The sequence below is a fragment of the Ensifer sp. Root278 genome (genome assembly GCF_001429285.1).
In the GTDB taxonomy this organism is placed as follows: domain Bacteria; phylum Pseudomonadota; class Alphaproteobacteria; order Rhizobiales; family Rhizobiaceae; genus Ensifer.
On sequence record NZ_LMJJ01000014.1, the window covers coordinates 68,442 to 93,875 of the forward strand.

At 62.9% G+C, this 25,434-nt stretch carries 22 protein-coding genes; 8 read left to right on the forward strand and 14 right to left on the reverse strand.

Annotated features, from left to right (window positions below; genetic code table 11):
- Positions 1-255 precede the first annotated feature (255 nt).
- Together ASE60_RS14425 and ASE60_RS14430 are read left to right on the forward strand one after the other, a co-directional pair.
- A complete protein-coding gene (locus tag ASE60_RS14425) occupies positions 256-798 on the forward strand; it encodes an AAA family ATPase (protein WP_057251252.1) in 543 nt (180 codons plus the stop codon).
- A gap of 329 nt (positions 799-1,127) precedes the next feature.
- Complete coding sequence (locus ASE60_RS14430) at positions 1,128-2,291, forward strand: RHE_PE00001 family protein (RefSeq protein ID WP_057251253.1); 1,164 nt, start codon at positions 1,128-1,130, stop codon at positions 2,289-2,291.
- 121 nt (positions 2,292-2,412) lie between these two features.
- Here the strand turns inward: ASE60_RS14430 and ASE60_RS14435 are convergent, their stop codons facing one another.
- From ASE60_RS14435 to ASE60_RS14460, 6 genes are all read right to left on the reverse strand, one after another.
- Complete coding sequence (locus ASE60_RS14435; protein WP_057251254.1) at positions 2,413-2,628, reverse strand: hypothetical protein; 216 nt, start codon at positions 2,626-2,628, stop codon at positions 2,413-2,415.
- A gap of 52 nt (positions 2,629-2,680) precedes the next feature.
- On the reverse strand, positions 2,681-3,322 hold the full coding sequence (locus ASE60_RS14440; protein WP_162261295.1) for a helix-turn-helix domain-containing protein: 642 nt from the start codon (positions 3,320-3,322) through the stop codon (positions 2,681-2,683).
- A 143-nt stretch (positions 3,323-3,465) separates the two neighbouring features.
- Complete coding sequence (locus ASE60_RS14445; protein ID WP_156414642.1) at positions 3,466-3,861, reverse strand: hypothetical protein; 396 nt, start codon at positions 3,859-3,861, stop codon at positions 3,466-3,468.
- 189 nt (positions 3,862-4,050) lie between these two features.
- The gene (locus ASE60_RS14450) at positions 4,051-5,556 is read right to left on the reverse strand and encodes a tripartite tricarboxylate transporter permease (protein WP_057251257.1); all 1,506 of its coding nucleotides are present in this window, start codon (positions 5,554-5,556) and stop codon (positions 4,051-4,053) included.
- Between the two features lie 10 nt (positions 5,557-5,566).
- Complete coding sequence (locus tag ASE60_RS14455) at positions 5,567-6,028, reverse strand: tripartite tricarboxylate transporter TctB family protein (protein ID WP_057251258.1); 462 nt, start codon at positions 6,026-6,028, stop codon at positions 5,567-5,569.
- A gap of 228 nt (positions 6,029-6,256) precedes the next feature.
- Positions 6,257-7,234, reverse strand: coding sequence for a tripartite tricarboxylate transporter substrate-binding protein (locus ASE60_RS14460; RefSeq protein ID WP_057251284.1), 978 nt, complete (start codon positions 7,232-7,234; stop codon positions 6,257-6,259).
- 333 nt (positions 7,235-7,567) lie between these two features.
- Here ASE60_RS14460 and ASE60_RS14465 point away from each other — a divergent pair, with 333 nt between their 5' ends.
- A complete protein-coding gene (locus ASE60_RS14465; protein WP_057251259.1) occupies positions 7,568-9,370 on the forward strand; it encodes an adenylate/guanylate cyclase domain-containing protein in 1,803 nt (600 codons plus the stop codon).
- A gap of 16 nt (positions 9,371-9,386) precedes the next feature.
- Here the strand turns inward: ASE60_RS14465 and ASE60_RS14470 are convergent, their stop codons facing one another.
- The 3 genes from ASE60_RS14470 to ASE60_RS14480 form a co-directional block, all read right to left on the reverse strand.
- Positions 9,387-10,172, reverse strand: coding sequence for a pseudouridine synthase (locus ASE60_RS14470; protein ID WP_057251260.1), 786 nt, complete (start codon positions 10,170-10,172; stop codon positions 9,387-9,389).
- Between the two features lie 81 nt (positions 10,173-10,253).
- A complete protein-coding gene (locus ASE60_RS14475) occupies positions 10,254-11,816 on the reverse strand; it encodes a D-aminopeptidase (RefSeq protein ID WP_057251261.1) in 1,563 nt (520 codons plus the stop codon).
- A gap of 97 nt (positions 11,817-11,913) precedes the next feature.
- The gene (locus ASE60_RS14480) at positions 11,914-13,632 is read right to left on the reverse strand and encodes an ABC transporter ATP-binding protein (RefSeq protein WP_057251262.1); all 1,719 of its coding nucleotides are present in this window, start codon (positions 13,630-13,632) and stop codon (positions 11,914-11,916) included.
- A 372-nt stretch (positions 13,633-14,004) separates the two neighbouring features.
- Here ASE60_RS14480 and ASE60_RS33770 point away from each other — a divergent pair, with 372 nt between their 5' ends.
- Positions 14,005-14,265 (forward strand): DUF6074 family protein, encoded by a 261-nt coding sequence (locus ASE60_RS33770; protein WP_244495613.1) that lies wholly within the window; start codon positions 14,005-14,007, stop codon positions 14,263-14,265.
- A 12-nt stretch (positions 14,266-14,277) separates the two neighbouring features.
- Here ASE60_RS33770 and ASE60_RS14490 read toward each other — a convergent pair whose 3' ends face one another.
- The 3 genes from ASE60_RS14490 to ASE60_RS14500 form a co-directional block, all read right to left on the reverse strand.
- Entirely contained in the window at positions 14,278-15,498 is a 1,221-nt protein-coding gene (locus ASE60_RS14490; RefSeq protein WP_057251264.1) for an adenylate/guanylate cyclase domain-containing protein, read from the reverse strand.
- 68 nt (positions 15,499-15,566) lie between these two features.
- Positions 15,567-17,633 (reverse strand): pyridoxamine 5'-phosphate oxidase family protein, encoded by a 2,067-nt coding sequence (locus ASE60_RS14495; protein WP_057251265.1) that lies wholly within the window; start codon positions 17,631-17,633, stop codon positions 15,567-15,569.
- A 58-nt stretch (positions 17,634-17,691) separates the two neighbouring features.
- Positions 17,692-18,303 carry a glutathione S-transferase gene (locus ASE60_RS14500; protein ID WP_057251266.1) on the reverse strand — a complete coding sequence of 204 codons (612 nt, stop codon included), beginning with the start codon at positions 18,301-18,303 and terminating at the stop codon, positions 17,692-17,694.
- A gap of 146 nt (positions 18,304-18,449) precedes the next feature.
- Between ASE60_RS14500 and ASE60_RS14505 the strand changes: the two genes are divergently transcribed.
- The gene (locus tag ASE60_RS14505) at positions 18,450-19,343 is read left to right on the forward strand and encodes a LysR family transcriptional regulator (protein ID WP_057251267.1); all 894 of its coding nucleotides are present in this window, start codon (positions 18,450-18,452) and stop codon (positions 19,341-19,343) included.
- Positions 19,344-19,371: 28 nt separating this feature from the next.
- On the opposite strand, the gene ASE60_RS14510 is transcribed toward ASE60_RS14505, so the two are convergent.
- Both ASE60_RS14510 and ASE60_RS14515 read right to left on the reverse strand, forming a co-directional pair.
- A complete protein-coding gene (locus tag ASE60_RS14510) occupies positions 19,372-20,175 on the reverse strand; it encodes a LytTR family DNA-binding domain-containing protein (protein ID WP_057251268.1) in 804 nt (267 codons plus the stop codon).
- Positions 20,172-21,266 (reverse strand): histidine kinase, encoded by a 1,095-nt coding sequence (locus ASE60_RS14515; RefSeq protein WP_057251269.1) that lies wholly within the window; start codon positions 21,264-21,266, stop codon positions 20,172-20,174. The genes ASE60_RS14510 and ASE60_RS14515 overlap by 4 nt, the downstream gene beginning before the upstream one ends.
- 35 nt (positions 21,267-21,301) lie before the next feature.
- On the opposite strand from ASE60_RS14515, the gene ASE60_RS35025 reads away from it, so the two are divergent.
- The 3 genes from ASE60_RS35025 to ASE60_RS14530 all read left to right on the forward strand — a co-directional run bounded on the left by ASE60_RS35025 (position 21,302) and on the right by ASE60_RS14530 (position 25,430).
- Positions 21,302-21,625, forward strand: coding sequence for a hypothetical protein (locus ASE60_RS35025; protein ID WP_057251270.1), 324 nt, complete (start codon positions 21,302-21,304; stop codon positions 21,623-21,625).
- 188 nt (positions 21,626-21,813) lie between these two features.
- Positions 21,814-24,891 (forward strand): autotransporter domain-containing protein, encoded by a 3,078-nt coding sequence (locus ASE60_RS14525; RefSeq protein ID WP_057251271.1) that lies wholly within the window; start codon positions 21,814-21,816, stop codon positions 24,889-24,891.
- Positions 24,891-25,430 (forward strand): invasion associated locus B family protein, encoded by a 540-nt coding sequence (locus ASE60_RS14530; RefSeq protein ID WP_057251272.1) that lies wholly within the window; start codon positions 24,891-24,893, stop codon positions 25,428-25,430. Before ASE60_RS14525 ends, ASE60_RS14530 begins: the two co-directional genes overlap by 1 nt.
- Positions 25,431-25,434: the final 4 nt, after the last annotated feature.

A 25,434-nucleotide genomic window follows, 5' to 3' on the forward strand; every position in this document is an offset into this window, starting at 1 on the left:
GGCGTCGGCACGTTGAGCTTCGGCGTGCGCGCGTCTCATGTTGACAGCTGTCAACGGAGCGGGCTGCGCTTGAGGCAAAGAGCAATTCGAGGCGGACGGGAACGAGGACTGCCAGAAATTCAGCCAGCAATCTCCGTGGATAAAAGAGCGATGTAGCCGCCTGCTCTCAAGATGGAGTGCTGAGTTCAGCCCTTGGTCCCGCACTCCACTTCCGCCAACAATGTTGGGGCACGAATCAACCGAGGGCCTTGGCCAATGTCTCATGTCGTAGTTATCAACGGGCCGGCCGGCGTTGGCAAGACGACGGTAAGTCGGGTTCTGGCGCGGAGCCATCCCGGTGCGATCAGCATCGCGGGCGACGCTTTGCGCGATTTCGCCCCGGAAGATGTTCGAAACTCACTGGGGGCTGGTTCGACATACCGGGCTGGCGCTGCACTCGCTGCTGCCTATCTGGCCATGGGTGCCACCAGGGTCATTTTTGACTATGTTTTTGACGACGCCGAGAAGCTCGATCTGTTTTGCAGCGGGCTACCTCATGAAACGCCGGTCTCTGTCTTCACGCTTTGGGCGCCAATCGATCGTGTCATTGATCGGGAAGCGAACCGTGTCGGGCGCGAACGAATGGGGCATGCTGTCGTGCGCACGCACGAGGCGATCGAGCGAAACCTGCATAAGCTCGGGCGGGTGGTTTCAAACACGGAAGCGCCGGAGCGGACAGCGCAGACGATCATGGAAGCGATAGCCAATCCGGCGAACCTCTGGCCGCGCCCTGCCCCGGAGAACTCGATGATGGTTTGATCATTCTCGCGTGAACCATCTGAGGTGTTCAGCGCATTTCTCCAGATGGATACTGGCTCATCACTTCGCAGCGCGTTGACAGCTGTCAACAGTCGATGCGCTTAGCCCACTGCAAGCCGACGGTAATTGCCACCAGAGTCCGACGCCTTGTCGTTCTGGTCTCAAATCGGAGAACGATTGAGCTGCATAAGTCCATATGCGGAGGCCACGCTATACCGGCGCACCGGCGGCGCGTTCTTTCAAATAGCCAAGACTGCGGTACCACGCATCTGTGACGGAAATGAATATCGTGTTACGTTCCATTTCGACACTGGCACCCTTAGTTTGAAATGCGATACCAGATCCCCGATCCCTATCATCCAACACTGCTTCCACTGCTGATTTCGGCAGAAGATGGCTTGGCGCGACTGGACGAGCGAACAAACCGCCATGCGGTCGAAGACGGCTTCCGCGAGCGTGGCCACTTCTTCGACGCTGCGGCTGCCCTATGGGTTGCCGGTGAACTCGTCCATGTCGAGGATCTCGTGCTGCACGATGCCCATATGGATGCCCGTGCCCCGACGCATGAATTGACGATTGCCCATTCGGTTATTCGCGCGCGGCGGCGCATCTGGCTGGCCGAACCCGCATGGGCGTTTACGCCTCAGGGTCTCGCCGCCCTTCGAGGCGAACAGCTTCCACCGGTGAGTGCCGGCGGTACGCCTGCAGAGGCCAGGCTGGAGCCTCAATCGACCGCCGCCGGTAACGATCGCCATCTTGAGGCGGACGACGAGGAGGACGCCAATCCCATGGCCGCTGAGTTTGCGGCCATCGATGCGGCGATCGCTCGGTCACAGCAGCTGCTGGAAGCGCACGACAAGGATACGCTCGAAGTCGCCGAGCGCGCGGCACGCGTGACCGCACAGGAGCCGATGGGGCAGCTAGGGCTGCTCTTTGACGAGGAATGGGACGAGGACGCACGTATGGACGAATGGCGTCAGGTGGTCGCGTCAGCGGATCAGCTGCCGGCCAGCCTTGGCGCCACCCTGCTCTTCGACGCCTGGGAGCGGCTCGAGCCGCTGCGCCGCCAACACTGGATGGGTTCGCTGCTCGTTGGCGCCTATCTGAGATCACGCGGCAAGGTTACCTCGCATCTCCTCTCCTTCAACGCCGGACAGAAGGTCGTCCGGCACGAACGACGCCGCTCGCAAGATCCAGTGACACGATGGGGCGCTTTCCTGGAAGCGATGACGGTGACCGCGGATCTGGGTCTCAAGGAACTCGACCGCCTATCGCTGGCCAAGACCCAGATGGAGATGCGCATCCGCGATCGCCGCTCCAACAGCAGCCTGCCTGCGCTGATCGAGCTGGTGCTGTCCCGACCGATCGTTTCAGCCACGCTCGTCGCGCAGCATGTCGGAGTAACGCCGCGTGGTGCGTTGAACCTCGTGCGGGAACTCGGCATCCGCGAAATGACCGGCCGCGGACGCTACCGCGGCTGGGGGGTGCTTTAGGCCATGCGCTGGATGGATCTAAAGCGCGTCGCAATCTTTCAGAATCACTCCTTGGGCTTCAAGGTTTTGATATTTCGGATGTCGTTTTCGCGAAATCGCTGCGCACTTTTGCGCGCAGCCATTAGCCCATGGTGATCAGGATCAGCAGCACGAAAACGACTGGCACAAGAACCAACGCCGGGATGATGATCGCCGGGTAGCCGAAGGCGACGATCGCGAGCAGCCAGATCAATGCGCAGTTGATCACAAACAGGACTTTTGCCGTCTGCGATCCCTGTACGGCTTCCTTCAGCATCCAGCCGAACACCGGCACGTTATAGACAAGTCTGGCAATCATTGTTCTTCCTTTTCTGGGGCAGTCCGGGCGGGGATGGACCGTTCGGAAATCTTCAATTCTGGGGATGCACGCCGCGGGTCGCACGCTGGCGGGTGAGGCCCGCTGCAGCTTTGAGGCGTTCGGGATCGAGCACGCGCATGGTCTTCGGATGGCTGAAATCGATAAGGCCTTCGCGCTTGAAGCGGTTGAGACAGCGGCTGACGGTCTCGACGGTAAGCCCGAGCCAGTCGGCAAGATCTGCCCGGGTGAGATGCAGGTGGAAGCTGAGCGGGGCAGGGACGCGGCTGCGATTGAACAGGCGCGACAGCTCGACCAAGGCACTTGCCACCTTCTCGCTCGCGGTCTTGCGACCAAGCAGGGTGGCATGCGTCTGTAGCCGATGCAGCGTCGTCTTCAACTCGCTGGCGACAGCCGGATTGGTTGCGTGAAGTTCGGCATCGCCCAGGGATTCGATACGCGCGATGCTCAAGGTCTCCGCCGTGGCGATGTTGCGTCCATCGACTGTGAAACCGAAAAGCCGGCCGGGACCGAGCACATCGGTGATTTGCCTGCGACCGTCGTCAAGCAGCTGAGAGAGGACGATACAGCCGCCGAGCACGCGAAAGAGCGAGCGGTTGCGGCCACCTTCAAAAAGCAGTGTGAAGTTTTCACTGACCACACGGCTGCGGGCAGGAAGACGCGGCGGTCTGCTCAAGGACGCAAGGGAGGGGCCGCTGAGGGCGCGGCTGTGGATTGGGTTTCGGGCATGGGGTAGGTCCGCATTGCGGATACAAGGAGGCACGACGCCTCGCTGCCATCCGACATCGAAGGAGGGCGTTGACAGCTGTCAACGCGGTTTCAAAGCCAGATGTTGGTTTTGGGCGGTCCGCGCGGACTGGAGTTCGGCGAATGAACCTGTGTTGGCGGCTGTACGGCGGTCACCGCAGCCGTGGGCGCAAGGCTTCCTTGCAGGCGCTCGCCGACGGTGTCATCCGGCGGCGTCAGCAGCGCCCAGAAGAACCGGCAGGCACTGCAGACATGTTTCTGCGCCGGCTTTTCCTTCCCGTCGGCGTCACTGCCGGTTTGACAGAAATCCGGCAGTGAACCGTCGGGAAGGGCGTAGAGCGCGTAGTCGGCTGACGAGATTGGGGCGGCGAGGGCAGGGCCGAGGTCGGCGAAACCCAGCAGGAAAAGAGCCATGGCGCACAGGGTGCGCAGGGCCTTGTCCCACCTTGATTTCGTGTGACGTGTCATCGCTCGGCTTCGTCCTCGTCTCTTTCTTCGATGAATGAGAAATAGGCGAGCGGCTTGACAAAGCTCAATGTGGCAAACCGCGCAGGGGCAGAATGCCGCAGCCAAGAGAACGCCGCGCGTCCGGTTGGAAGCGCTGCGTCTTAAGTTATTGATTTATATAGTTAATGTTGCGAAAATGGCTGGCAGCCATCATTCCTCCTCGACAAAGACCTCCTGCCGTTTGGCCTTTACGCTCGGCAGGAATACGACGACGAGCACCAACGCCGCGATCAGAAGCAGGATCGCGCTGATCGGTCGGGTGACGAAGGTCGTCGCATCGCCGCGCGACAGGATCATGGCGCGGCGAAGGTTCTCCTCAAGCAGCGGCCCGAGCACGAAGCCGAGCAGCAGCGGCGCCGGTTCGCAGCGCAGCTTCAACAGCAGGTAACCGACGAGGCCGAAGAAGGCGACGGCATAGAGGTCATAGACGTTCGAGTTGACGCTGTAGACGCCGATCGAGCAGAACGCCATGATGATCGGGAACAGCACGTAATAGGGGATCTTGAGCAGTTTCACCCAGAGCCCGATCAACGGCAGGTTGAGAACCACCAGCATCAGGTTGCCGATCCACATCGAGGCGATGATGCCCCAGAAGAGCGCGGGTTGCTCGGACGCCACGTTCGGACCGGGGACGATCCCCTGGATGATCATCGCTCCGATCATCAGTGCCATGACCGGGTTGGCCGGAATGCCAAGGGTGAGCAGCGGGATGAACGAGGTCTGCGCACCGGCATTGTTGGCGCTTTCCGGACCGGCGACGCCGGCGATGGCGCCATGGCCGAACTCTTCAGGACGGTCCGAGACGCGCTTTTCCACCGTATAGGAGGCGAAAGCAGCAAGGATCGCGCCGCCGCCCGGCAGAATACCGAGCGCCGAGCCGATGATGGTGCCGCGCACGACCGGTCCGAACATGCGCTTGAAGTCATCCCGCGTCGGCATCAGGTCCGTGACCTTGGCCATCAGCACTTCGCGGGTGCGTTCGCTTTCGAGGTTGCGCAGGATTTCGGCGATGCCGAAGACACCGACGGCGAGCGCGACGAAGTTCAGCCCGTCAGCATACTCCCGGATGCCGAGCGTGAAACGCGGCGTGCCGGAATAGATGTCGGTGCCGACCAACCCAAGCAGCAGGCCCAGCGCCACCATGGCCAGAGCCTTGGTGATCGATCCATGGGCGAGCGCGATCGATGAGACGAGGCCGACGATCATCAGCGAGAAATATTCGGCCGCGCCGAATTTCAGAGCGATCTCGGTCAACGGCGGCGCGAAGACTGCGACGAGGAACGTCGAGACGGTGCCGGCGAAGAATGAGCCGAGCGCTGCAATGGCGAGTGCCGCACCAGCACGGCCTTTGCGGGCCATCTGGTAGCCGTCGATCGCGGTAACCGCCGAGGAGGATTCGCCTGGCATGTTGATCAGGATGGCGGTGGTAGAGCCGCCATACTGCGCGCCGTAGTAGATGCCGGCGAGCATGATCAGCGACGAGACCGGTTCGAGCTGGAAGGTGATCGGCAGCAGCATGGCGATGGTCGCCGTGGCGCCAATGCCCGGAAGCACGCCGATCAAGGTGCCGAGCAAAACGCCGATCAGGCAGAAGAGCAGATTGGCAGGGGAGGCCGCGGTTGCGAAACCGAGGGCGAGATTGCTGAAGAGTTCCATCGCGCGTCTCCTAAAACTGGACCCAGGGGCCGAAGCGTTGGAAGGGCAGGCCGAGGCCATAGCTGAACACTGCGACCGAGAAGGCGGTCAGCGCCAGTGAAAGCGCCAGCGCCATGAGCGGTTTCATCCGGCCCGATGCGAAGCAGGCGATCAGCGCGGTGAAGAACAGCGCCGGCGCGAAGCCGAGGCCACGGACTGTCAGGCCGAAGAAGATGGGTGCCGGCAGGATGAAGGCCATGCCGCGCAGCGCGATCGGGCCGATGGGCTCGCCTTGGACGCGGGTGGACTGCACGAGGATCACGATGCCGAGCAGCGTCAGGATGATCGCGAGCACCAGCGGGAAGTAGCCGGGGCCCATGCGAAAGGCGGTGCCAAGCTCGAGATTGAAGGCCTGCCAGGTGAAGAACAGCCCGACCGCTGTCAATATCCCGCCGCAGAGCGCATTGGTGGTGTCGAAGGAGAGTGATTTCATCGTGTCCCCATATGTTCTGGGCGGGGCAGCCGGCCGAGGCTTTCCTGACCGCCTCCCGCATTGGCATTGCCGACGTCACGCCGGGTTCGCGCATTGGGCGGCGCACGTTGACAGCTGTCAACAGCGGTTGACGGCATTTGACCCCTCTCCGGGCACCGTCGCAGCTTCCCCAATGTCAAAGGCGCCGCGCTCCGGGGTGAACCGGGACGCGGCGCGACGAGCCATGGATCAGTCGGCGTACTGGCCGGCTGCTTCGATCACCGGCTTCCAGCGGGCGATTTCGCTCTCAAGCTTTGCCTTCAGCGCGGCCGGGGTCGCATCGGCGTCGGAGGAGGGTTCGGTGCCGAGTTCGCCGAAGCGGGCGACGACGTTCGGATCCTTGAGTGCGACCTGCAGCGATTTCGACAGGCGTTCGGTCACTTCGGCGGGCGTGCCCTTCGGGGCGTAGATACCGTGCCAGATGCCGACCTGAAGGTTCGGTAGGCCGCCTTCGGCGGTCGTCGGCAGATCGGGGAAGACCTTGAGGCGTTCCGGTGAGGTGACCGCATAGGCCTTGATCGTGCCGCCCTGGATCTGCTTCGCGGTGTTGGTGGTCTGGTCGCACATGATGTCGACCTGGCCGCCGAGAAGATCGGTCATGGCCGGGCCGGTGCCCTTATAAGGCACGGTCGTCAGCGGTGTCTCGATGGCGCTCATGAACATCATGCCGCAGAGATGCGAGGCAGCGCCGATACCGGCATTGGCGACGGTGACGGTGTCCTTGTTCGCCTTGACGTACTCGACGAGACCCTTGAGGTCGGCCGGCTCCAGATCCTTGCGGGCGACGATGGTCATCGGCACTTCGGTAACGAGGCCGACATATTCGAAGGAGTTCAGCGTATCATAGGCGAGCTTGCGGTAGAGCGTGGCGCTGGTCGCCATGCCGATATGATGCAGCAGCACGGTGTAACCATCCGGATCGGCCTGAGCGACGCGGCCGGCGCCAAGGGTGCCGCCGGCGCCGCCGACGTTCTCGACGATGATCTGCTGGCCGAGATCCTTCGACATGGATTCAGCTACGAGACGCGCGACGGTATCCGTGGGGCCACCGGCCGAGAACGGCACGACCATGGTGATCGAGCGTTCGGGATAGGTTTGTGCATTGGCGGAAACGGCGAAAAGCGACAGGGCGGCAACAGCGCCGAGCAGGGCATTTAGGGTTTTCATCTCTTCCTCCCGGATGAAATATCGGCCAGCCGGCAAGGTTTCCTCCCGCGCCGGTTCTGGGTACCCCCATTTGCAAACGCAATCGTAGAGCAGACAACGGCTTAGCGGGGTGACGGCGCGTATTTGTCGGGCGCGGGCATTGATTTGGGTGGATTTGGAAACATGCGGCCAATCGCGTGGGTGGATTTCCACCCATCAAGGGCGGCGTGGTACCGCGTCCTTGAGTTCAGGGGCGATCAGGTGTCTTCGCTTGTTTCTTGTGCCTGGGTGTGTTGGACTGCCCTCGGGGAGGCTAAAGCTTCACAGTGAGCGCTCGCCCATGGGAATGGTTGGATGCGCAAACTGACCGCTGTTCTCTGTATCGATATCGCCGGCTACAGCAAGCTGATGGGACGCGACGAGGCCGGTACACTTGCCCGCGTCAAGGCGGCCTTTGCGGCATTCGATCCGACGCTGGTGCGGCACCATGGCCGGATCGTCAAGCTGATGGGTGACGGCGCGCTGATCGAGTTTGCGAGTGCGGTCGATGCGACCCTATGCGCAATGGCGCTTCAGAGCGTGGCCGCGGCAACCGACTCTTCACTCCGCTTTCGCATGGGGCTCAACCTGGGTGACGTGATCGCCGAAGATGGCGATCTCTATGGGGAAGGCGTCAACATCGCGGCGCGGCTGCAGGCTCTCGCCGAGCCCGGTGGGATCATCCTCTCCGAAGCGGTCCGCGAGCACGTCGCCGGAAAGCTGAGCTTTGCCCTGGAAGACCTCGGGCCGATGTCGCTCAAGAACATCGAGCGCGCTGTCCGCGCCTTTGCCATCCACCGTGGCGGGCCGCCAGAGACCGGTGGCAAGCGCGAACGGATCGGCATCTGCGTCCTGCCCTTCACCAATATGAGCGGCGATCCGGAACAGGATTATTTCAGTGCCGGCGTTACCGAAGACATCATCATCGACCTCAGCAAGCTCTCGTCGCTCTCGGTCGTCTCGCGGGCGACCTCCTTCGGCATGAAGGCGCAGAGTGCGCGGATCGTCGCACAACAGCTGAACGTCGCCTACATCCTCGAAGGCAGCGTGCGTAAGGCCGGTGACCGAATGCGACTGGCGGCGCAGTTGATCGATGGCGCAAACGAGGCGACCGTCTGGGCCGAGCGCTTCGACCGAGAGATCAAGGACGTGTTGCTGCTGCAGTCAGACCTGGCAAGTGCCGTCGTCGAGGCGCTCCGGCTTCAGCTCCTACCTGCGGAGCGCCAGGCATTGGAGCGCAAAGCGCCGACCGATCCGGAAGCCTACAAGCTGTTTCTCCTGGCGCGCGAATACCACATCACCGGGTCCGAGCGACATCTGCCGCTGATCATCCGGCTCTGCCGTCGCGTGACCGAGCTGGAGCCCGGCAATGCACGGGCTTGGGCCCTTCTTGGCGAAACGCTCAACCGGCTGCGGCGCAGCGTCGGAGGTGCGGAAACAGGCGAGCTGGAAATCGACCGCGCCCTCGAACTCGATCCCGGTCTCGCCAGCGCCCATGCCGCAAAGGCGCTATTGTATCTATACCGAGGCCAGTTTGCGGAGGCGGAGCGGCAATGTGCCATTGCCCTTCAGCTCGAGCCCGACGACTACGCCACCAATCTCGCTGCCGGTCGAACCTTCATCATGCAGCGTCGCTATGACGACGCCATACGCCACTTTGAGCGGGCCGCGGCGCTGGCCCCCGCGGACTACAACGCCGCCGCCATGGCTATCCAATGTTACCAGGGCAAGGGCGACGCGCAGGCGGCACTTGAGGCCTGTCGCCGTGCCTTGGCCCGGATCGAGCGCATCGTCGCTGCTGAGCCGGATCACAGCGGTGCGATCGGGCATGGCGCCGGCATCCTCGCCCTCCTTGGCGATCGCGAGAGGGCCAACGAATGGGCATCGCGCGCCAGTCTGCTTGAGCCGGACAATATCCAGCTGCAGGCAAATCTGGTTTGTGCCTGGGCGATCAGTGGTGACGCCGAAGCGGCCCTGGACGCGCTTGAGCGTATCACGCCGAAGATGAGCCCCGAATTGTTGGTATGGATGGAAAACGACAACGATCTGGACAGCCTGCGTTCACTGCCGCGTTTTGGGGAGATAATGCGTGTGGCAAGGGCCCGTTTTGGAAACTGAGATCCGTCGTCTGCCGTCAAAGACCCGTGCGTCGCCTCAGATAGGCGACTTCCTCAGGGGCCAGGCTGCGGCTCGTCCCCTTCGGCAAATCGCCAAGAGCGATCGTCCCGATTGAAACCCGCAGCAGGCGCAACACCTCGAAGCCGAGCGCATCGAGCATGCGGCGGATCTGGCGGTTGCGCCCCTCTTCCAGCTCGACTTCGATCCACGTGTTCTTGTCGCCGCCCCTGAGGTGGACGGCCCGCGCTGCGTGCAAGGTTTCGCCGCCTTCCTCGATACCGGCAACCATCTGCTTGAGTTGGTCGTCACCGATCTGCCCGGCGACCTGCACGTGGTAGACCTTGCCGAGATGGGTTTCAGGATCAAGCAGGCGCTGGGCGAGTACCGTGTCGTTGGTGAAGAGCAGAAGTCCTTCGCTCGCCTTGTCGAGGCGACCGACCGGGGACAGGAAAGAGGTGTCTATATCCCTCAGGCAATCGAAGACGGTCGGCCGGCCTTCCGGGTCGTGGCGGGTCGTGACCAGTCCACGCGGTTTGTTCAGCATCAGATAGATCTTCTCTTCGGCAAGCACCGGCTTGCCGTCGACCGTGATGCGATCCTTGTCGACGGCGACCCAGTGTGAAAGGTCCGTGATCTTGCGTCCGCCGACGCTGACGCGCCCTTCGAGCACGAGCTTTTCGGCCTGCGTGCGCGAACAATAGCCGAGCTTGGAAAGTGCGCGGGCAACCGTCACGCGCTTGCCGGCATCGGCCCCGGCGTGGCGTCCGGTTTCTCGAGCGGCTGTCGGTCGCTTCTGCTTCACGCTGTGATCTTCCGGTTCCTGGTCGTGTGCGGCCCGCTGCCGTACCCCTGCTTAAAATATCCGGTCGCTTCGACCGCGGCGTCAGCCGATCTTCGTGTAGTCGATCCGTCGGGCGAGCCAGCAGCCGATGGTGAGGCCGGCCACGTTGCCTTGCTGGTCGCGTCGGACAAGCACGGTCCAGTCTCCCGGTGCCGGTGCATCCATCGAGCGCTTGCAGCGAAGAAGCCAGACGTCTTCGGCCAGTGGTCGCATGGCGTGCATCGCGCCGGTCCCGAGCGAACCGTCGAAGCCACCGTAGAAGACACCATTGGTGGAAGCGATGTCGAGATGGGCGTCGAGTTCAACTGAGTGATAGCGACCGGCGATATCGGGAAGTGCCGTGCCGGAAACGCGGTCAGCGCTCACCGTCAGATTTTCGCGAGGCCGCTCCATGCGAAGCGAGGCGCCTTGTGCTGTCAGGGTCACTGCTGCCGAACCGGCGCTGCCGTCGGCGCTGACGGAAAGCGACTCGGGAGAGGTAGCAAACTGCAGTTCGACGCGGGACGATCCGCTGGGCCTGGTGACAAGGGCGAGGCCCGTTTCGGCATCCAGATAGTTGCCGGTGCCCTTGGCGTCCCAGCTTCCGGATGTGGTCTCGGTATCCTCGTGGCCGAGGGCGATCTTCATCAGCGCGACCGCCGCCGCATGGGCATCGCCTTCGTGATTGAACATCACCACGACAGAGAGGCGCTCGGCCGGCGCGTAGAGCCTGCGGCAGCGAAAACCGCGAAGCGCACCGCCATGGCCGCTGATGACGGCATCGCCGATCGTCTCGTGTGCGAGGCCGAAGCCGTAGGGTGCCGGGCGGCCATCGGCATAGGTCTGCGGTGCAGAAAGGCGCCGGTAGAGCCCGTCCGCATCGTCATGCGTCCTGTCGATAAAACACTCCCAGGCAAGCATATCGTCGAGCGAGGCGGAAACACCGGCGTCACCGGCCCAGTAGATGCGGTTCAGCGCCTCGAAATAGCCTGTTGTCTCGTTGCCCTCGTAACCGACGACGCCGTCCGGCGGCAGGCTCGTATCCGGTGTCAGGGCGGCGGTCTGCATGGCCGCGGGGCCAAAGACGGAGCGCTGATAGAGTTCCGCCATCGAGCGGCCGGTATGCTCCTCGATGAGATCGGCGAGAATGCGGAAATTGCCATTGGAATAGGAATAGCGGGTGCCGGGCTCGAAGTGTGTCGAGCGCGCCTTGGAGAGCAGCGGGCGTGCATCCTCGCGGCGGAAGACGCCGTCGTGGCTGGCGCCCTGCAGCACCGTCAATGCCCAGTAGTCGCGAAGTCCGGACTGGTTGTGACAGAGATGGGCAGCGGTCGGGCGCTTGCCTTCGAGCAAGGGGAGATAGACGTCGAGCGCCCGATCGAGCTTCTCGGGATCGCCGACCGTATCCAGCAGAACGGCGCAGGTCAGATGCTTGGTGATCGAGCAGATCGGTATCCGCGTCGCCATCGTCATCGGCTTGCGGGCCGTCAGGCCGGCATAGCCCCAGGCGTGGCGAAAGAGGACCTTGCCATCTCTGACCACACCGGCAACGCCGCCCGGTCCGGGGTAGTGCTGCGGCAAGGCTGCGAGGGCGCGTTCAAGGACGGAAAGATCAGGAGTGTTCATGGCGCTGAAGGTCTATGGGACGGAGGGTAGGGGACGTTGTGTGCCGTTCGTATCGCCCCCTCCTTCCGCATGCAATGCCTGCAGCTCCGCGGCTTTGTCAGCCGGCGCCTGCCTGGGCGTGATAGAGGCGGCTATAGGCGCCCTTGGCGGCGAGCAGCGTTTCATGCGGCCCCTGTTCGCGAATGCCGCTGCCGTCGACGACGACGATGCGGTCCGCATCGCGGATCGTTGCCAGCCGATGCGCGATGATCAGCGTCGTCCTGCCCTTGGAAAGTTCGGCCAGCGACTGCTGGATCGCCCTTTCCGTTTCGGTGTCGAGCGCTGAGGTCGCCTCGTCGAGGATGAGGATCGCCGGGTTCTTCAGGAACATGCGGGCAATCGCCAGCCTCTGCTTCTGCCCGCCGGAAAGCTTGACGCCGCGCTCGCCGATCACCGTGTCCATGCCGTCCGGCAATGCCTGGATCGTGCCGTCGAGCTTGGCGCGCCGCGCGGCATCCAGGATGTCCGCTTCACTCGCGCCAAGCCGCCCATAGGCGATGTTGTCGCGGATGCTGCCGGCAAAGAGGAAGACATCCTGCTGCACGATGCCGATCTGGCCGCGCAGCGACGAGAGCGTGATGTCACGGATGTCGATACCGTCGACGGTGATCGAACCCTCGCTGACCTCGTAGAAGCGCGGCAGCAGCGAGCAGATCGTCGTCTTGCCGGCGCCCGAGGGGCCGACGAAGGCGATCGTCTCGCCGGCATGGATCGTCAGGTCGATGTTCTGGATGATCGGCTTCTCGGCGCTATAGCCGAACGAGACGCCGCGATAGGTGATGTCGCCCTTGAGGCCGGAGACGTCGGCAGCACCCGGCCGGTCCTCGATATCGGGTTCGGTTTCCATGAGTTCGAGGAAGCGTTTGAAGCCGGCAATGCCCTTGGGGTAGGTCTCGATGACTGAATTGATCTTCTCGACCGGGCGGAAGAACACGCCGACCAGCAGCAGGAAGCTGACGAAGCCGCCATTCGTCAGTTCGCCCGTCAGCACGAAGTAGCAGCCGGTGATCATGACGATCAGCTGCGTCAGCCGCATGCTCATGTAGCTGAGCGACGTGCTCGCGGCCATGATGCGATAGGCTTCGAGCTTGGTGCGGCGATAGTTCTGGTTGTCGGTCTCGAACAGGCTGCGCTCATGGGCTTCGTTGGCGAAGGCCTGCACTACTCGCATACCGCCGACATTCTCCTCGATGCGGGCGTTGAAATCTCCGACCCGACCATAGAGGTTGCGGAAATTCCGCGTCATACGGCCACCGTAACGGCTGGTGACCCATGCGGTCATCGGCACCACAGCGGCCGTAATCAGCGCCAGCTGCCAGTGCACCATCAGCATCAGCAACAGCGCGCCGATGAAGGTCATGATCGCTATGAACAGGTCCTCCGGCCCGTGGTGGGCAACTTCGCCGATTTCCTCGAGGTCCTTCGTCAGGCGTCCGACCAGATGGCCGGTCTTCTGGTTGTCGAAGAACGAGAAGGAGAGCTTCTGCAGATGGTCGAAGGCCATCCGCCGCATGTCCGTCTCGATGTTGATGCCGAGCATGTGACCCCAATAGGTAACTGTCGCCATCAGGCCGGTGTTGAGCAGATAGACCAGCAGAAGGCCGGCCGAGGACAGGAGGATCAGCGTCCATTCCTGGCTCGGCAAAAGCTGGTCGACGAACAGCTTCACCGCGATCGGGAAACCGAGTTCGAGCAGGCCGGACAATACGGCGCAGGAGAAGTCGAGAATGAACAGGCCGCGATAGGGGCGGTAAAACGCGAAGAAACGCTTCAACATGCAGGTGCACTCACTGGGGGGCGGCGACCGAGGGTCAGCAGAAATATGATTTCCAATGTCATGTTTTGTGCCGGAAACCAACCCAGAAAAGCGGAAAACCGTGTCGTGTGTTTGACGGGGCCGACATCTTCCGTCTCGCAAAGGATCAATCCGCACCTGGCGGCGTCGGCGGGAAGGAAACGTTAACCATAAGCTTCGTAGAACAGGAATCACCAGAGTGCTTCGCCTTCGATTGGGGACATCGGAGGCATCTGAGGTGCTCGATATCGACAAGCGTAGGGCGTCTTCAAGCGTTCGCGTCAACGCACGAAGTTCCAGGGGGCGAATGAGACGATGGCAGGCAATCAATCAGTGAAAGCCACGGAATCCGATGTGAGCACGATCGTTCCGTTTCCAGTGGCGAGGAGATTGACCGCCATCCGCACCGCTGCCGCCGAGCTCGAGGACCTGCATGGCGCCGAAGCGCTGCAATTCTGGCGCCGCCGGTGCCGCGCCCTTGCCGACGAACTTTTTGCCTGCGGGTGCTCGGAAGACGAGGTACGCCGGCAGGTAATGGACTTCCAGGGTGAAGTTCAGGCCGAACTGCAGCACCGCCACCTCTCGCGTGTCTCTCAAGGCGTGATGAGCCAGTAACGGCGCGCCTTTTCAATTCATCGGCAATTCCGGATCCCAGGTGAACAGTTCCTTTGCCCGGGCGATGCCGCGCAGCGCGAAACGACCCAGCGACACCGCATGAACCTGATGTTCCGGCGGGCAGGCCTCGACGAAATCAGAGGACATGATCATGTGCCGCTCGACCGAACGGCACATCGACGAAATGCGGCTCACTTCGTTGACGGCCGGGCCGACGACGGTGAAATCGAGCCGGGTCTGGCTGCCGATATTGCCGTAGAAGACTTCGCCGATATGGAGGCCGAGATAGACGTCGGTCGTCGGCTTGCCCTCCTCTTGCCGGCGTGCGTTGAGCTCGGCCAGCATGCGGCGCAGCTGCCGTTCCGCCGCAATCGCGTTGGCGCAGGCGATTGCCGGATCGTCGGCGTTGAAGATCGCAAGCACGCCGTCGCCGATGAGCTTCAGCACGCTGCCGCCGTGGTCGTGAACGGCGGTGATTACCGTGCCCGAATAGTCGTTGAGGAGCGGGATGATCTCGTCGGGGGCGGCGGTGTCCGAGATGCGCGTGTAGCCGCGCAGATCTGAGAACCACATGACCGTTTCGATGCGTTCCGCCGAGCCGCGGGCAATGCTGCCCTTGACGACGCGCTGGCCAGCGTCGGCGCCGAGATAGACGTCTGCGAGCGTGCTGATGATGCGCACGCATGAGCCGGCCTTCACCGCAAGCGCAAGGGTAGGCAGCAGGATCCGGAGCGCAGCAATGTCATCCTCGCTGAAGCCGCTGTCGCTCCGCGTGGTCCAATAGGAGTAGAAGCAATCCATCTCGCCGACACGGCCCTGCTCGGTGAAATGGTGGATCATGCTGATGCAGTCGGTGTGACCTTCATCTTTCAGTTTGTCGATTATGTTGTAGGTGGTGCCTTCATCGGCTGAGAGCCGGATGCGGCGCTCTGCCGCTCGGTCGCGAAGCATGTGGTAGAAGATCGAGTTCTGCCAGTTCAGCAGCGCTTCGCCCGTGGTCGTCGAGCCGTACTGGATGACTTCGGGCGTGACCTCGCTCTCGTCGTTCCACTGGAAGGCGCGACCCTCAAATTCCGGATGCAATGTGTCGATCAGCCCGAGCGCGCGGGCCAGATCCAGGCCGGCCGCGCGGCATTGCTCGCAGAAGCCGGCAAACAACTCCGGCTCTTCCAGGCCTTTCAGGCCCTGTTCGGAAAGCCAGAGCACGATATCGCGTATCTGTTGGTCGTTCATGGCGCATCCCGCTCGGTCGACGTCAACTGCCTGATGATGTGGTGCATCATCAATAGCCGAACCAGAGCTCAGAGCGAAAGATGCAGTTTGCGTTCCTCGCCGTCCGCCGGAACGGCGCAGCAGATCAGCGCCTCGCCCTCTGCCACCGGGAAGGAGGGCAGCGACGGGTAGGTCACCTTCCCCTCGAGCACCGGCGTTCTGCAGGAGCCGCAACTGCCGTTGCGGCAACCGAACTCGGGCGTCAGCCCGCGCGCTTCGGCGAGATCGAGGAGGTTGCCGTCGCCCGGCTGCCAACGGGTCTCCTTGGCGGATCTCGCGAAGACGACGTGCACGGGAGCGCTGGCGGGCGGTGGCATGATCGGCCCAACACCGCCGTCCGGCCGCCGGGTCAGCGACGAGAGCCCGAAGGCTTCCGCATGGATGCGGGCATCGGCCACATTAAGCCCGCGCAATCCGTCATAGAGCGACTGCGTGAAAGCCGCCGGGCCGCAGAGATAGAAGTCGTAGTCGTCGAAGGGCAGGGTGGACTTGAGGTGGCTGATATCGATCCGGCCGCCGACGTCATAGTCCTGCCCTTCGGTCGCGGTCTCCGGCTGGCTGAGCGCGCGTATGAGGCGGATGTTGCCCTCGCCTTCCTCGACCAGAGCGGCAATTTCCCGCTCGAAGGCGCGTTCGTCTCGGGACCGAGCGGCCTGGAAAAGCCAGGTTGGGCGCGTGCGGCGCTTGCGGCGCCCCTCGTGGACGATGTGCTGCAACATGGCGACCATCGGCGTGATGCCGACGCCGGCGCCGATCAGCACCGCCGGTCGCCGCTCGGTGCCATCGATCGTGAAGCTGCCGGCCGGCGCGCGCGCCTCGATCCGGTCGCCGGGTTTCAGCCCGTGCAGGTATTGCGAGACGGTGCCGTCATTCTTGACACTGATGCGATAGAAGGCGTCGGTCGGGGCGGAAGAGAGCGTGTAGCTTCTGACAAGCGCCTTGCCGTCCGCGTCTATCCTCACCCGAATCGGCAGGTGCTGGCCGGCCTGGTGAGCCATGAGACCGACGCCATCGTCCGGCGCGAGGTAGAGCGAGCGGATCGTCGTGCTTTCCTCTTCGACGCGCGCCACGCGGAATGGGCGCCACTCCTCGGCAAGGGCCGCGGCCTGCAGGTGCACCTTCGCCTGTTCCCAGTCACCCGTTGTCAGCAGGCTGGGCGACCAACCGCCATCCTCGAAGGCCCAGCGGAGCGGCAGGCCGTCCTGGCGATAAACGATCTGTTGGGGACGGAACCGCCACAGGCGTTCTGCGCCTTGAAAGGCGGCGACTTCGGGCGACGACAGGATGACCTCGGCGCTGCCGGTCATCTGCAGCATGTCGCCGGTCGCAAAGTCGACAAACAGCAGGCCGGCGCGCGGATTGACCATGAAGTTGCCGAGCGTGTTGAAGAACAGGTTGCCGGAGAAGTCGGGGATCGTCAGAACGTCATCTTCGCCGAGCTCAACGAAGCCGGCCTTTCCGCCGCGATGGGAGACATCGACCTGCCGCTCGCCGGTATCGCGGTCGACATAGGAGGCGACGAAGAAGGTGTCGGCATTGGCGATGATCGCCCGGGCGCGATCGTCGAGGGCCGCGTAACGGATCGGCCGTTCCGATGCCGGCTCATATGGATCGCGGGAAAAGGAGAACTGCCGGAGCTGGATATACTGCGGGCAGTTGCCGAAGCTCTGACGCACGCGAATGGTGAAACCGTCGTCGCCGTCGCGCAGGATCGCGCCATTGAGCCGGTTCCGGCGCCGGGTTTCGAGCTGGATGCCGAGCATGCCGATCGAGTGTGCGTCGCCCATGCCGGCATCCGCCGGATCATCTGGATCACGGGGCAGCCGTATGTCGAGGTTCCAGGCGTCGGGCGCCTGCATGAAGCCGGGGGCCGCGGCGCGCATCGTCGCCCAGACGTCACCCTGCGCATCGACTGCGCCGAAGACGGCGAAAGGCAGCATCGGGAAAAACTGCTGGTGCTGCTCGGGCATGAAGCTGCGGACGAAATTGCGCCCCGTCGCATCCATGCGCTCGACGACGCCGAGGCTGCGCTGGATGGCGAGTTCGCCTTCGTGCCAGGGAGACTCCGGCCGTTTCTGTTGTGCATTGTCCGGCATGATCTGAAACCTCGTTGGGGTGAGGCGCGGGGCAGTGTGACCGCCCCGGGCCGGTTCGTCAGGCGGCGAGGCCGACGGCCGTCTTCTCAAAGCCGACGAAGCCGGGCAGACGCTCGATGCGGGCAAGCCAGGCCCGGACTTGCGGGTAGTCGGATAGATCCACATTACCCTCGGGTGCGGCGGAAACGTAGCTGTAGAGGGAAACGTCGGCGATGGTCGGCCGGGCGCCGAGCAGGAAGTCGCGGCCGGTCAGTTCCGCATCGATCTGCGCCAGCACGCGATGGGCCCGGGCGATAGCCTCTTCCGCCCGCAGATTGGCACCGAACACGGTGACGAGCCGGGCAGCCGCCGGACCGAAGGCGATGTCGCCGGCAGCAACCGAAAGCCACTTCTGCACCCTGGCGGCCAAAGCCGGATCTTCCGGCAGCCAATCGATGCGGCCGAGCTTCTTGGCGAGATAGACGAGGATGGCGTTGGAGTCGGCAACGACGGTGCCGTCGTCATCGAGGACCGGAACCTGGCCGAACGGGTTGAGCTTCAGGAACTCCGGCTCCTTGTGCGCCCGGGCCTTGAGATCGACGTCGACCAGTTCGTGCGGTACGCCGAGCAGCGACAGGAAGAGCTGAGCCCGGTGCGAATGGCCGGACAGCGGATGGCGATAGAGTTTCATGGGAGATGTCCCTCGAAGAGCATGAGAACCGTCGCGGCCCTCCGACGGTTCGGGATGAACCGCCTTCGAGATCAATCTATGACTTTCCAATTTTTGGCAGTAGACTGCGGGAACGATAGACTGATTCCCGTTTTTTGGAAGGAAAGATGGATCGCCTCGACGCCATGGGGGTTCTGCTCGCCGTCATCGACAGCGGCAGCCTGTCGGCTGCCTCACGGCAGCTCAAGATGCCGCTTGCCACAGTCAGCCGAAAGGTCTCGGAGCTCGAGGCGCATCTGGGCGCCCAGCTCATCACTCGCACGAACCGCAAGATTCTCTTGACTGAAACCGGCCGCTCCTATGTCGAGGCCGCCAAGGAGATCCTGGCGCGGGTCGAGGAGGCGGAAAGGGTGGCCGCCGGCGAATACAGCGCGGTCAAGGGCGACCTGACGATCTCTGCCCCGATCGTCTTCGGTCGCCTGCACGTTCTTCCCGTCGTCGTGGACTTCCTGAAGGCTCATCCTGAGATCGATATGCGGCTGGCGCTGGGTGACCGGTTTGCCAATCTCGTTGACGACCATATCGACTTGGCACTTCGGATCGGCAACCTTCCCGATAGCAACCTGGTGGCGACCAGGCTCGGCTCAGTCCGCCGCGTGGTCTATGCAAGCCCCGGCTATGTTGCGCAGCACGGCGCCCCCGGGCATCCGAACGAACTCGCCGAGCACGACTGCATCACGTTCGAAAACGTCACGGCCGCCCATGTCTGGCGCTTCCTTGACGATGGACGCGAACTGGCGGCGCCGATCCGGTCGCGGTTGATCGTAAACACGGCGGAATCGGCCGTCGATGCCGCCATCTCCGGCCTTGGCCTGACGCGGGTGCTTTCCTATCAGGTGGCGCGTCCCGTCTCGGAAGGGTTGCTCGTTCCGTTGCTGGAGGCATTCGAACACCCGCCGCTTCCGGTCCAGCTGGTCTATCTCCCGCAGGGCCTCGTGCCAATGAAGCTCAGGGCCTTCGTGGATTTTGCGGTGCCGCGGCTGCGCGGCGTCTTGCGCTAAAGCCGATCCATCGCCCCGGTTTCGGCCCTCAGTCCGCTTGCGGGCGCTCGCCGGTGGTCGGCCGGATATGGCGCGCATAGGTTCGCCCGACGCGAATTTCGCTGCCGTCGGAAAGAAGGGCAATGAGGGCTGCGAAGGGGGCCTGCTTCAGCCCCACGATACAGTCGCGGCGCACGATCGAGCTGCGGTGAAGCCGCAGAAACTCTGCCGGGTCGAGCCGGCGTTCAAGCGAAGCCAGGCTTTCGTGATGCAGATAGGACCGGCCTTCGATGTGGATGCGGACATAATCGCGCTCCGCCTGGAAACGCACGACCCGGTCGAGCGCGACACGAACGAATTCTCCGCGGGATTTGATCCAGAGATCGGCCGACTGGGTTTCGTGTTTGCGCAGCGCCTGTCGCAGCGCCCGCACGGTTTCGTTGAGTTCCACCACACGTTCGATGCTCGTTCTTGCCGCAATCGCCACGCGTGCCCGCTCGATTGCGGTGCGCAGGCGGTTCGCCTCGATCGGCTTGGTGACATAGTCGACGGCAGCCGCCTCGAAGGCGCGAAGCGCATAGTGATCGAAGGCGGTCACGAAGACGACCGCGGGCGCGTTGCTGCCCACTTGCTCCAGGATGTCGAAGCCGGTGCCGCCAGGCATCTGGATATCAAGCAGGATCACGTCCGGCTGCAGCTCGGCGATGAGACTGCAGGCCTGCTGGACATTGCCGGCCGTCCCCAAGACCTCGACCCCTGGCATCGCGCCGAGCAGGCGCAGCAAGCGGCGTCTGGCGAGCGGCTCATCGTCGATGATGAGGATCGAAAGGGAGACTGTCTGGATTTCGTTCATGCAAGCCTCAGGGGCATTGTGATTGCGGCTCTGAAACGCCTGGGCGTCACGAGCCCGGATACACAGGCCCCGACCCCCGGAAACCGCGCCTGGACGCGATCGGCGACATTCTTGAGGCCGATCCCGGTGCCGGAGGACTGGCGCCGCCCACTATTGGTCTCCGCGGCGATATCGTTCTCGACGGCAATCTCAAGCGACTGACCGACCTTGGCGGCGCTGATGACGATCTCGACCTGTTCAGGCGAGCGGCCAACGCCGTGTTTGACCGCGTTCTCGATCAGGGGCTGCAGGATCAGGCTTGGCACCAGTGCCTCTTCCAGGCCGCTGGCAATGTCCATCCTGAGTTTCATCCGGTCGGAATAGCGCTCGCCTTCGATGTGAAGGTAGCCGGCTTGCAAGGCCAGTTCATCCGCCAGCCGCACGTCGTGCAAAGGATCGAGCTCCAGGGTCGTACGCAGAAAGTTGGAAAGCGACATCACCATGCGGGTCGCGGCAACGGTCTGCCCTTCCTCTATGAGCCCGGTGATGGAGTTCAGCGTATTGAACAGGAAATGCGGATTGATCTGGTAGCGCAGCGCGCGCATTTGCGCGGCCAGTGCTTCCTCGCGCGAGATCGCCAGGCGCCGTTCGCGCTCACGCAGCTCGAAGCTGTAGAGCAGCGCGACGAAGAAGAACGACCACCCGACGAACGTCGCCATGCTGTAGACGAGCGTATAACCGATGCTGGTCCAGTCGACCGTGACCGGATCGGCACGCACGATGAGAAGGTAGAGCAGAAAGTCGACGCCGGTGTTGGCAAAGGCGGCCACGAGCGAGGTGGCGAAGCCGACGACGATCTTGACCGCGATGTGCTGGTGCCGCACGCCAAACATCGCCGCGGCGATGCCATAGGAAAAGGTCATGCCGCAGATCATCAGCAGCAGTTTTCCCGGCGCCGACATGATCGGATCGATCCCGAGTATGCCCCACAGGATGCTGCTGATGATGAATTCTACGAACCAGTAGAGGAATCCGAGCCAGAGCGTCGCGCGCCGCACGCTTGCGCTATAGGCGCTTTCGTCCACCGATTTGGTCTCATCCTCTGGTTTCATTCCATTTTTATGGTTCAAGCAAGCGCCGATGTCGATTGCCGTTCGTCGGCGAATTCAAGCCGTTTGCAGAAAGCTCAGGTGCCTCGGTCGCGATTCCGCGCCGTTTGTGGAATGCGGTTATCCCAGGCTTTGCCGGTTTGCCGCTTCGAAGTCGGGATCAGGGGCACACCACCCGCAAGGGCATGATGATCGATGTGCGAAACCGGCGCGGCGTCACCAGACCCGATATGAAGGCGCCCATCTTGGAGAGCGTTGCCCGGCGAACGTCCGCGACATACTCTGCTTCATCCGCCGACATCGTGCCATTTGTTCGCGCCATGCAAGGCTTTATCCGCGAAGTCGGCACGCTTGTCGATTGACGCTCGTCGGCGAAATCAAGCCGTTTGCAGAAAGCCACAGCCCTTCAGCGCTGCAATTTGCCGTTTGCAGAAAGCCGAATTCTCCCCCTTCGCGGGCTTGCTATAGCCGGCCCATGACCGCGCTTTCCCGGCGTCACCGTTCGCCTGGGAGTTGTGCGCCCATCGATGCAAAGGAAAAGGGGCAGACATTGAATATCTGTGCAAAGGCGGACGTTTCGAGAATCAACCTTCTGAGTTCGACAGCGCTAGGCCGCGTCGGTCTCGTCTCGATGATGCTGGCGGCTGTGCCGCTCATGCCGTCGCCGGCAAAAGCGGCCGGACTGCTTGTTCCAAACGATGAGACTTGGTCCAGCGATCATACGATCAACGGCAATCTCGTGATCCGCGGCCGTCCCGCTGGCGCGACCCTGACCATCAACAACGGTGCCGTCGTCAAGAGCCTCAACGGCTACATCGCCGACGGGAGAGGTAGCGTAGGTACGGTCGTGGTCTCCGGTTCCGGGTCGACCTGGGACATTGTCGATGCCAATCCGAATGGGTACCGCGTGCTCTATGTCGGCGGTTTTGAGGGTGGCATCTACGGCGGCCGGGGCACTCTGATCGTCGAAAACGGCGGAAAGGTATCGGCCAAGGAGACCCATGTCGGCGCTCTGCAGGAGGGAGACGGAACGCTCGTGGTGCGCGGAGCCGGCTCCATGCTCACCACCGACTATCTGGGTGTCGCCGACGGCGCCCTGACGCTCAACACGGCTGCGGTCAGGATCGAGAACGGCGGCCTTATCAACTCCAAGACGGCTTACTTCGAAAACGGCACGGTTCTGGTGACCGGTGAAAATTCGCGTTGGATCAACACGGGCGAGCTCACGGTCGGCGACAGCCTCACGATCGAAAGCGGCGCCGTGGTCTCGACCAACACTGCTGTCCTGCGCGAGGATGAGAGCGTCGACACCATTCAGGTGTATGTCGATGGCGCCGGCAGCGAGTTCAAGGTCGCCGACAAGCTGACGATCGGCGAAGCCGGACGGGTCAACCTTTCCGTCGCCAACGGCGCCAAGCTTTCGGCCGGCGGCGGCATCGTGCTTTCCGATATCGGTGGCATAAGCAACGAAGGCATGGGCAACCTGACGATTGGCGGCAAGGTCGACCTGAATAATATCGCCGAGCCACGTGCTCGGCAGGCGCAGGCGGCAGGCACGGTCGATCCGTCGACGAAGATCGATTTTGGCCCGCGAAAGGGTTACGTCAACTTCAACCACACGAACACCGGCTATGAGTTTGCCAACACGCTCGCCGGCAAGGGTACGATCAGCAATTTCTCCGGGGAAACCATCGTCAACGGTGACCTTACGAAATTCAACGGCAAGGTGAACGTTTCCGGTGGCAAGCTGGTTCTGAAGAGCAACCTCGACACGATCGATAACGACCCGGATAACGGCCCCCTGGACTACAGCGAGACCCGGTTCGAAGTGACCGGTGGCACGCTCATCGTCGATGGTGAGACGGGACGGGTACAGGGCGATCGCTTCTATACCAATGAGGTGAACGTGTTCGGCGAGATGAACCGCATCCGCGATCCGAGCTCGACCTCTTTCGGTAGGCTCGGCGGCTCCGGCACGGTTGGCGACACGTATATCGACTCCAAGGCGATCATTTCGCCCGGCAACAATTCCACCGGCACGCTGACGGTCATGGGCCGACTGGATATGGCGACCGGTTCGATCTACGAGGCGGATGTTGCCGGTGACGGCCGTTCCGACAGGATCGTCGTCAAGAGCATTGGCACCAACGAAAACTCCGGTATCGCCAAGATCGGCAGCGGCACGAATGTCCAGGTGACCGCCCTCGACCCCAACACGAGCTACAAGACCGGGCAGACCTATACGATCCTGACAGCCGACCGTGCGATCGAAGGAAAGTTTGCCGAGGCTATCTCGAAATCGGCGTTCCTTGAGGTCTCGCTTGACCAGAAGGAGAAGCAGGTCGACCTCAAGATCAAGGTCAAGAACGGCGGTACAAAGCCAGGCGAAGAGCCGAAACCCGGCGAAGAACCCAAGCCCGGTGAACCGAAACCAGGCGAGCCGAAGCCCACCGAGCCCGGCGTCTTCGAAGGCGAGGCTGCGACCGGCAACCAGCGGCAGACGGCACTTGCGCTCAACACACTTGCCCAGAGTGGCCCATCGCTCGGGCTCTACAATGCGCTGACCATCCTCGACGGCGACGCGGCACGTCGTGCCTTCGACCAACTGTCCGGCGAAGTCCATGCTTCGGCGCAGACCGCGCTGATCAACGACAGCAGCCTGCTGCGCAATGCGGTGAACGACCGCATCCGCGACGCCTTCGGTGACGTGGGTGCTGCGAGCGTTCCGGTCCTTGCCTATGGTCCGGAAGACAAGATCACGACCGGTGCCGTCGCCGCCGTCAACGCCGTTCCCGCCGCGCCGCCGGCGATGGTCGGCTGGGGCCAGGTGTTCGGCTCGTGGACCAATACCGACGGCAACGGTAACGCCGGCAGCCTCGACCAGTCGACGGGCGGTTTCGTCACTGGCTTCGATGCAGCGGTCTCGGACAATGCCTTGATCGGCATCATGGCCGGCTACAGCCGGACGAACTTCGACGTCGACAGCCGTGCCTCCAGCGGTGACAGCGACAACTACCACCTGGGCGTCTATAGCGGCGGTCGCTGGGGCGATGTCGCGCTCAGGTCCGGCCTCGCCTACACTTGGCATTCGATCAACACGTCGCGCAGCGTTGCCTTCCCCGGCTTCACCGATCAGCTGAAGGCCGATTATGACGCCGGGACGTTCCAGGCATTCGGCGAAGTCGGCTACCGCATCGACCTGCCTGATGTGGCGCTCGAGCCCTTTGCGAACCTCGCCTATGTCAGCCTGCACACCGACGGCTTCACCGAGCGCGGTGCCGCGGCCGCCCTGTCGAGCAAGAGCAACACGACCGACACGACCTTCACGACGCTCGGTCTGCGCGCTTCTGCTCCGCTCAGCCTCGGCGCGACAGATACGAAGGTGCGCGGCATGCTCGGCTGGCAGCACGCCTTCGGCGACACGACGCCGTTCTCGACCATGGCCTTCGGCACGGGCAGCGCCTTCTCGGTTGCCGGTACGCCGATTGCCGAAGACGCGGCAATCATCGAGGCCGGCATCGATTTCGCGCTGACCGGCAATGCCAGCCTTGGCATCACCTACACCGGACAGTTCGGCTCCGGCACGACGCAGAATGCGGTCGATGCCAAGCTTGATGTGCGCTTCTGATGCGTCGGCTCGTCTGGCTATCGACAGTGCTGATGGCGACCTTCGTCGCCATCACGCCGCTTTACGGAGAGGACGCGGCGGCCGGGACGGCTGCCGCGCCCTCTCAGCTTTCTGAAACCTATGAGGACTGGAGCGTCGCCTGCGCCGAGGCCGAGGGTAAAAAGCATTGCATCCTGTCGCAACAGCAGTTTCACAAGAGTGGCCAGCACGTGCTGACGCTCGAACTTCGGCCGGCTGAAAACGCCGCTCTGGCGGGGAGCCTCGCGCTTCCCTTCGGCCTCTATCTGGAAAAGGGCGTAACCCTCGGTGTTGATGAGGCGACCGGCGGCAAGCCAACGCCCTTCCGCACCTGCCTGCCCATCGGCTGCATCGTGTCGTTGACGTTTACCGAGGGGACGGTCGCATTGCTGCGCAGCGGAACGGCCCTGAAGATCGGTGCCTTTGCGAGCGATACGGAAAAGAACGTGACATTCTCCGTGTCGCTCAAGGGATTTGCCGCAGCATTGGATCGTGTGCTTGTGCTCTCCGGCAGGGCGTAAGCCG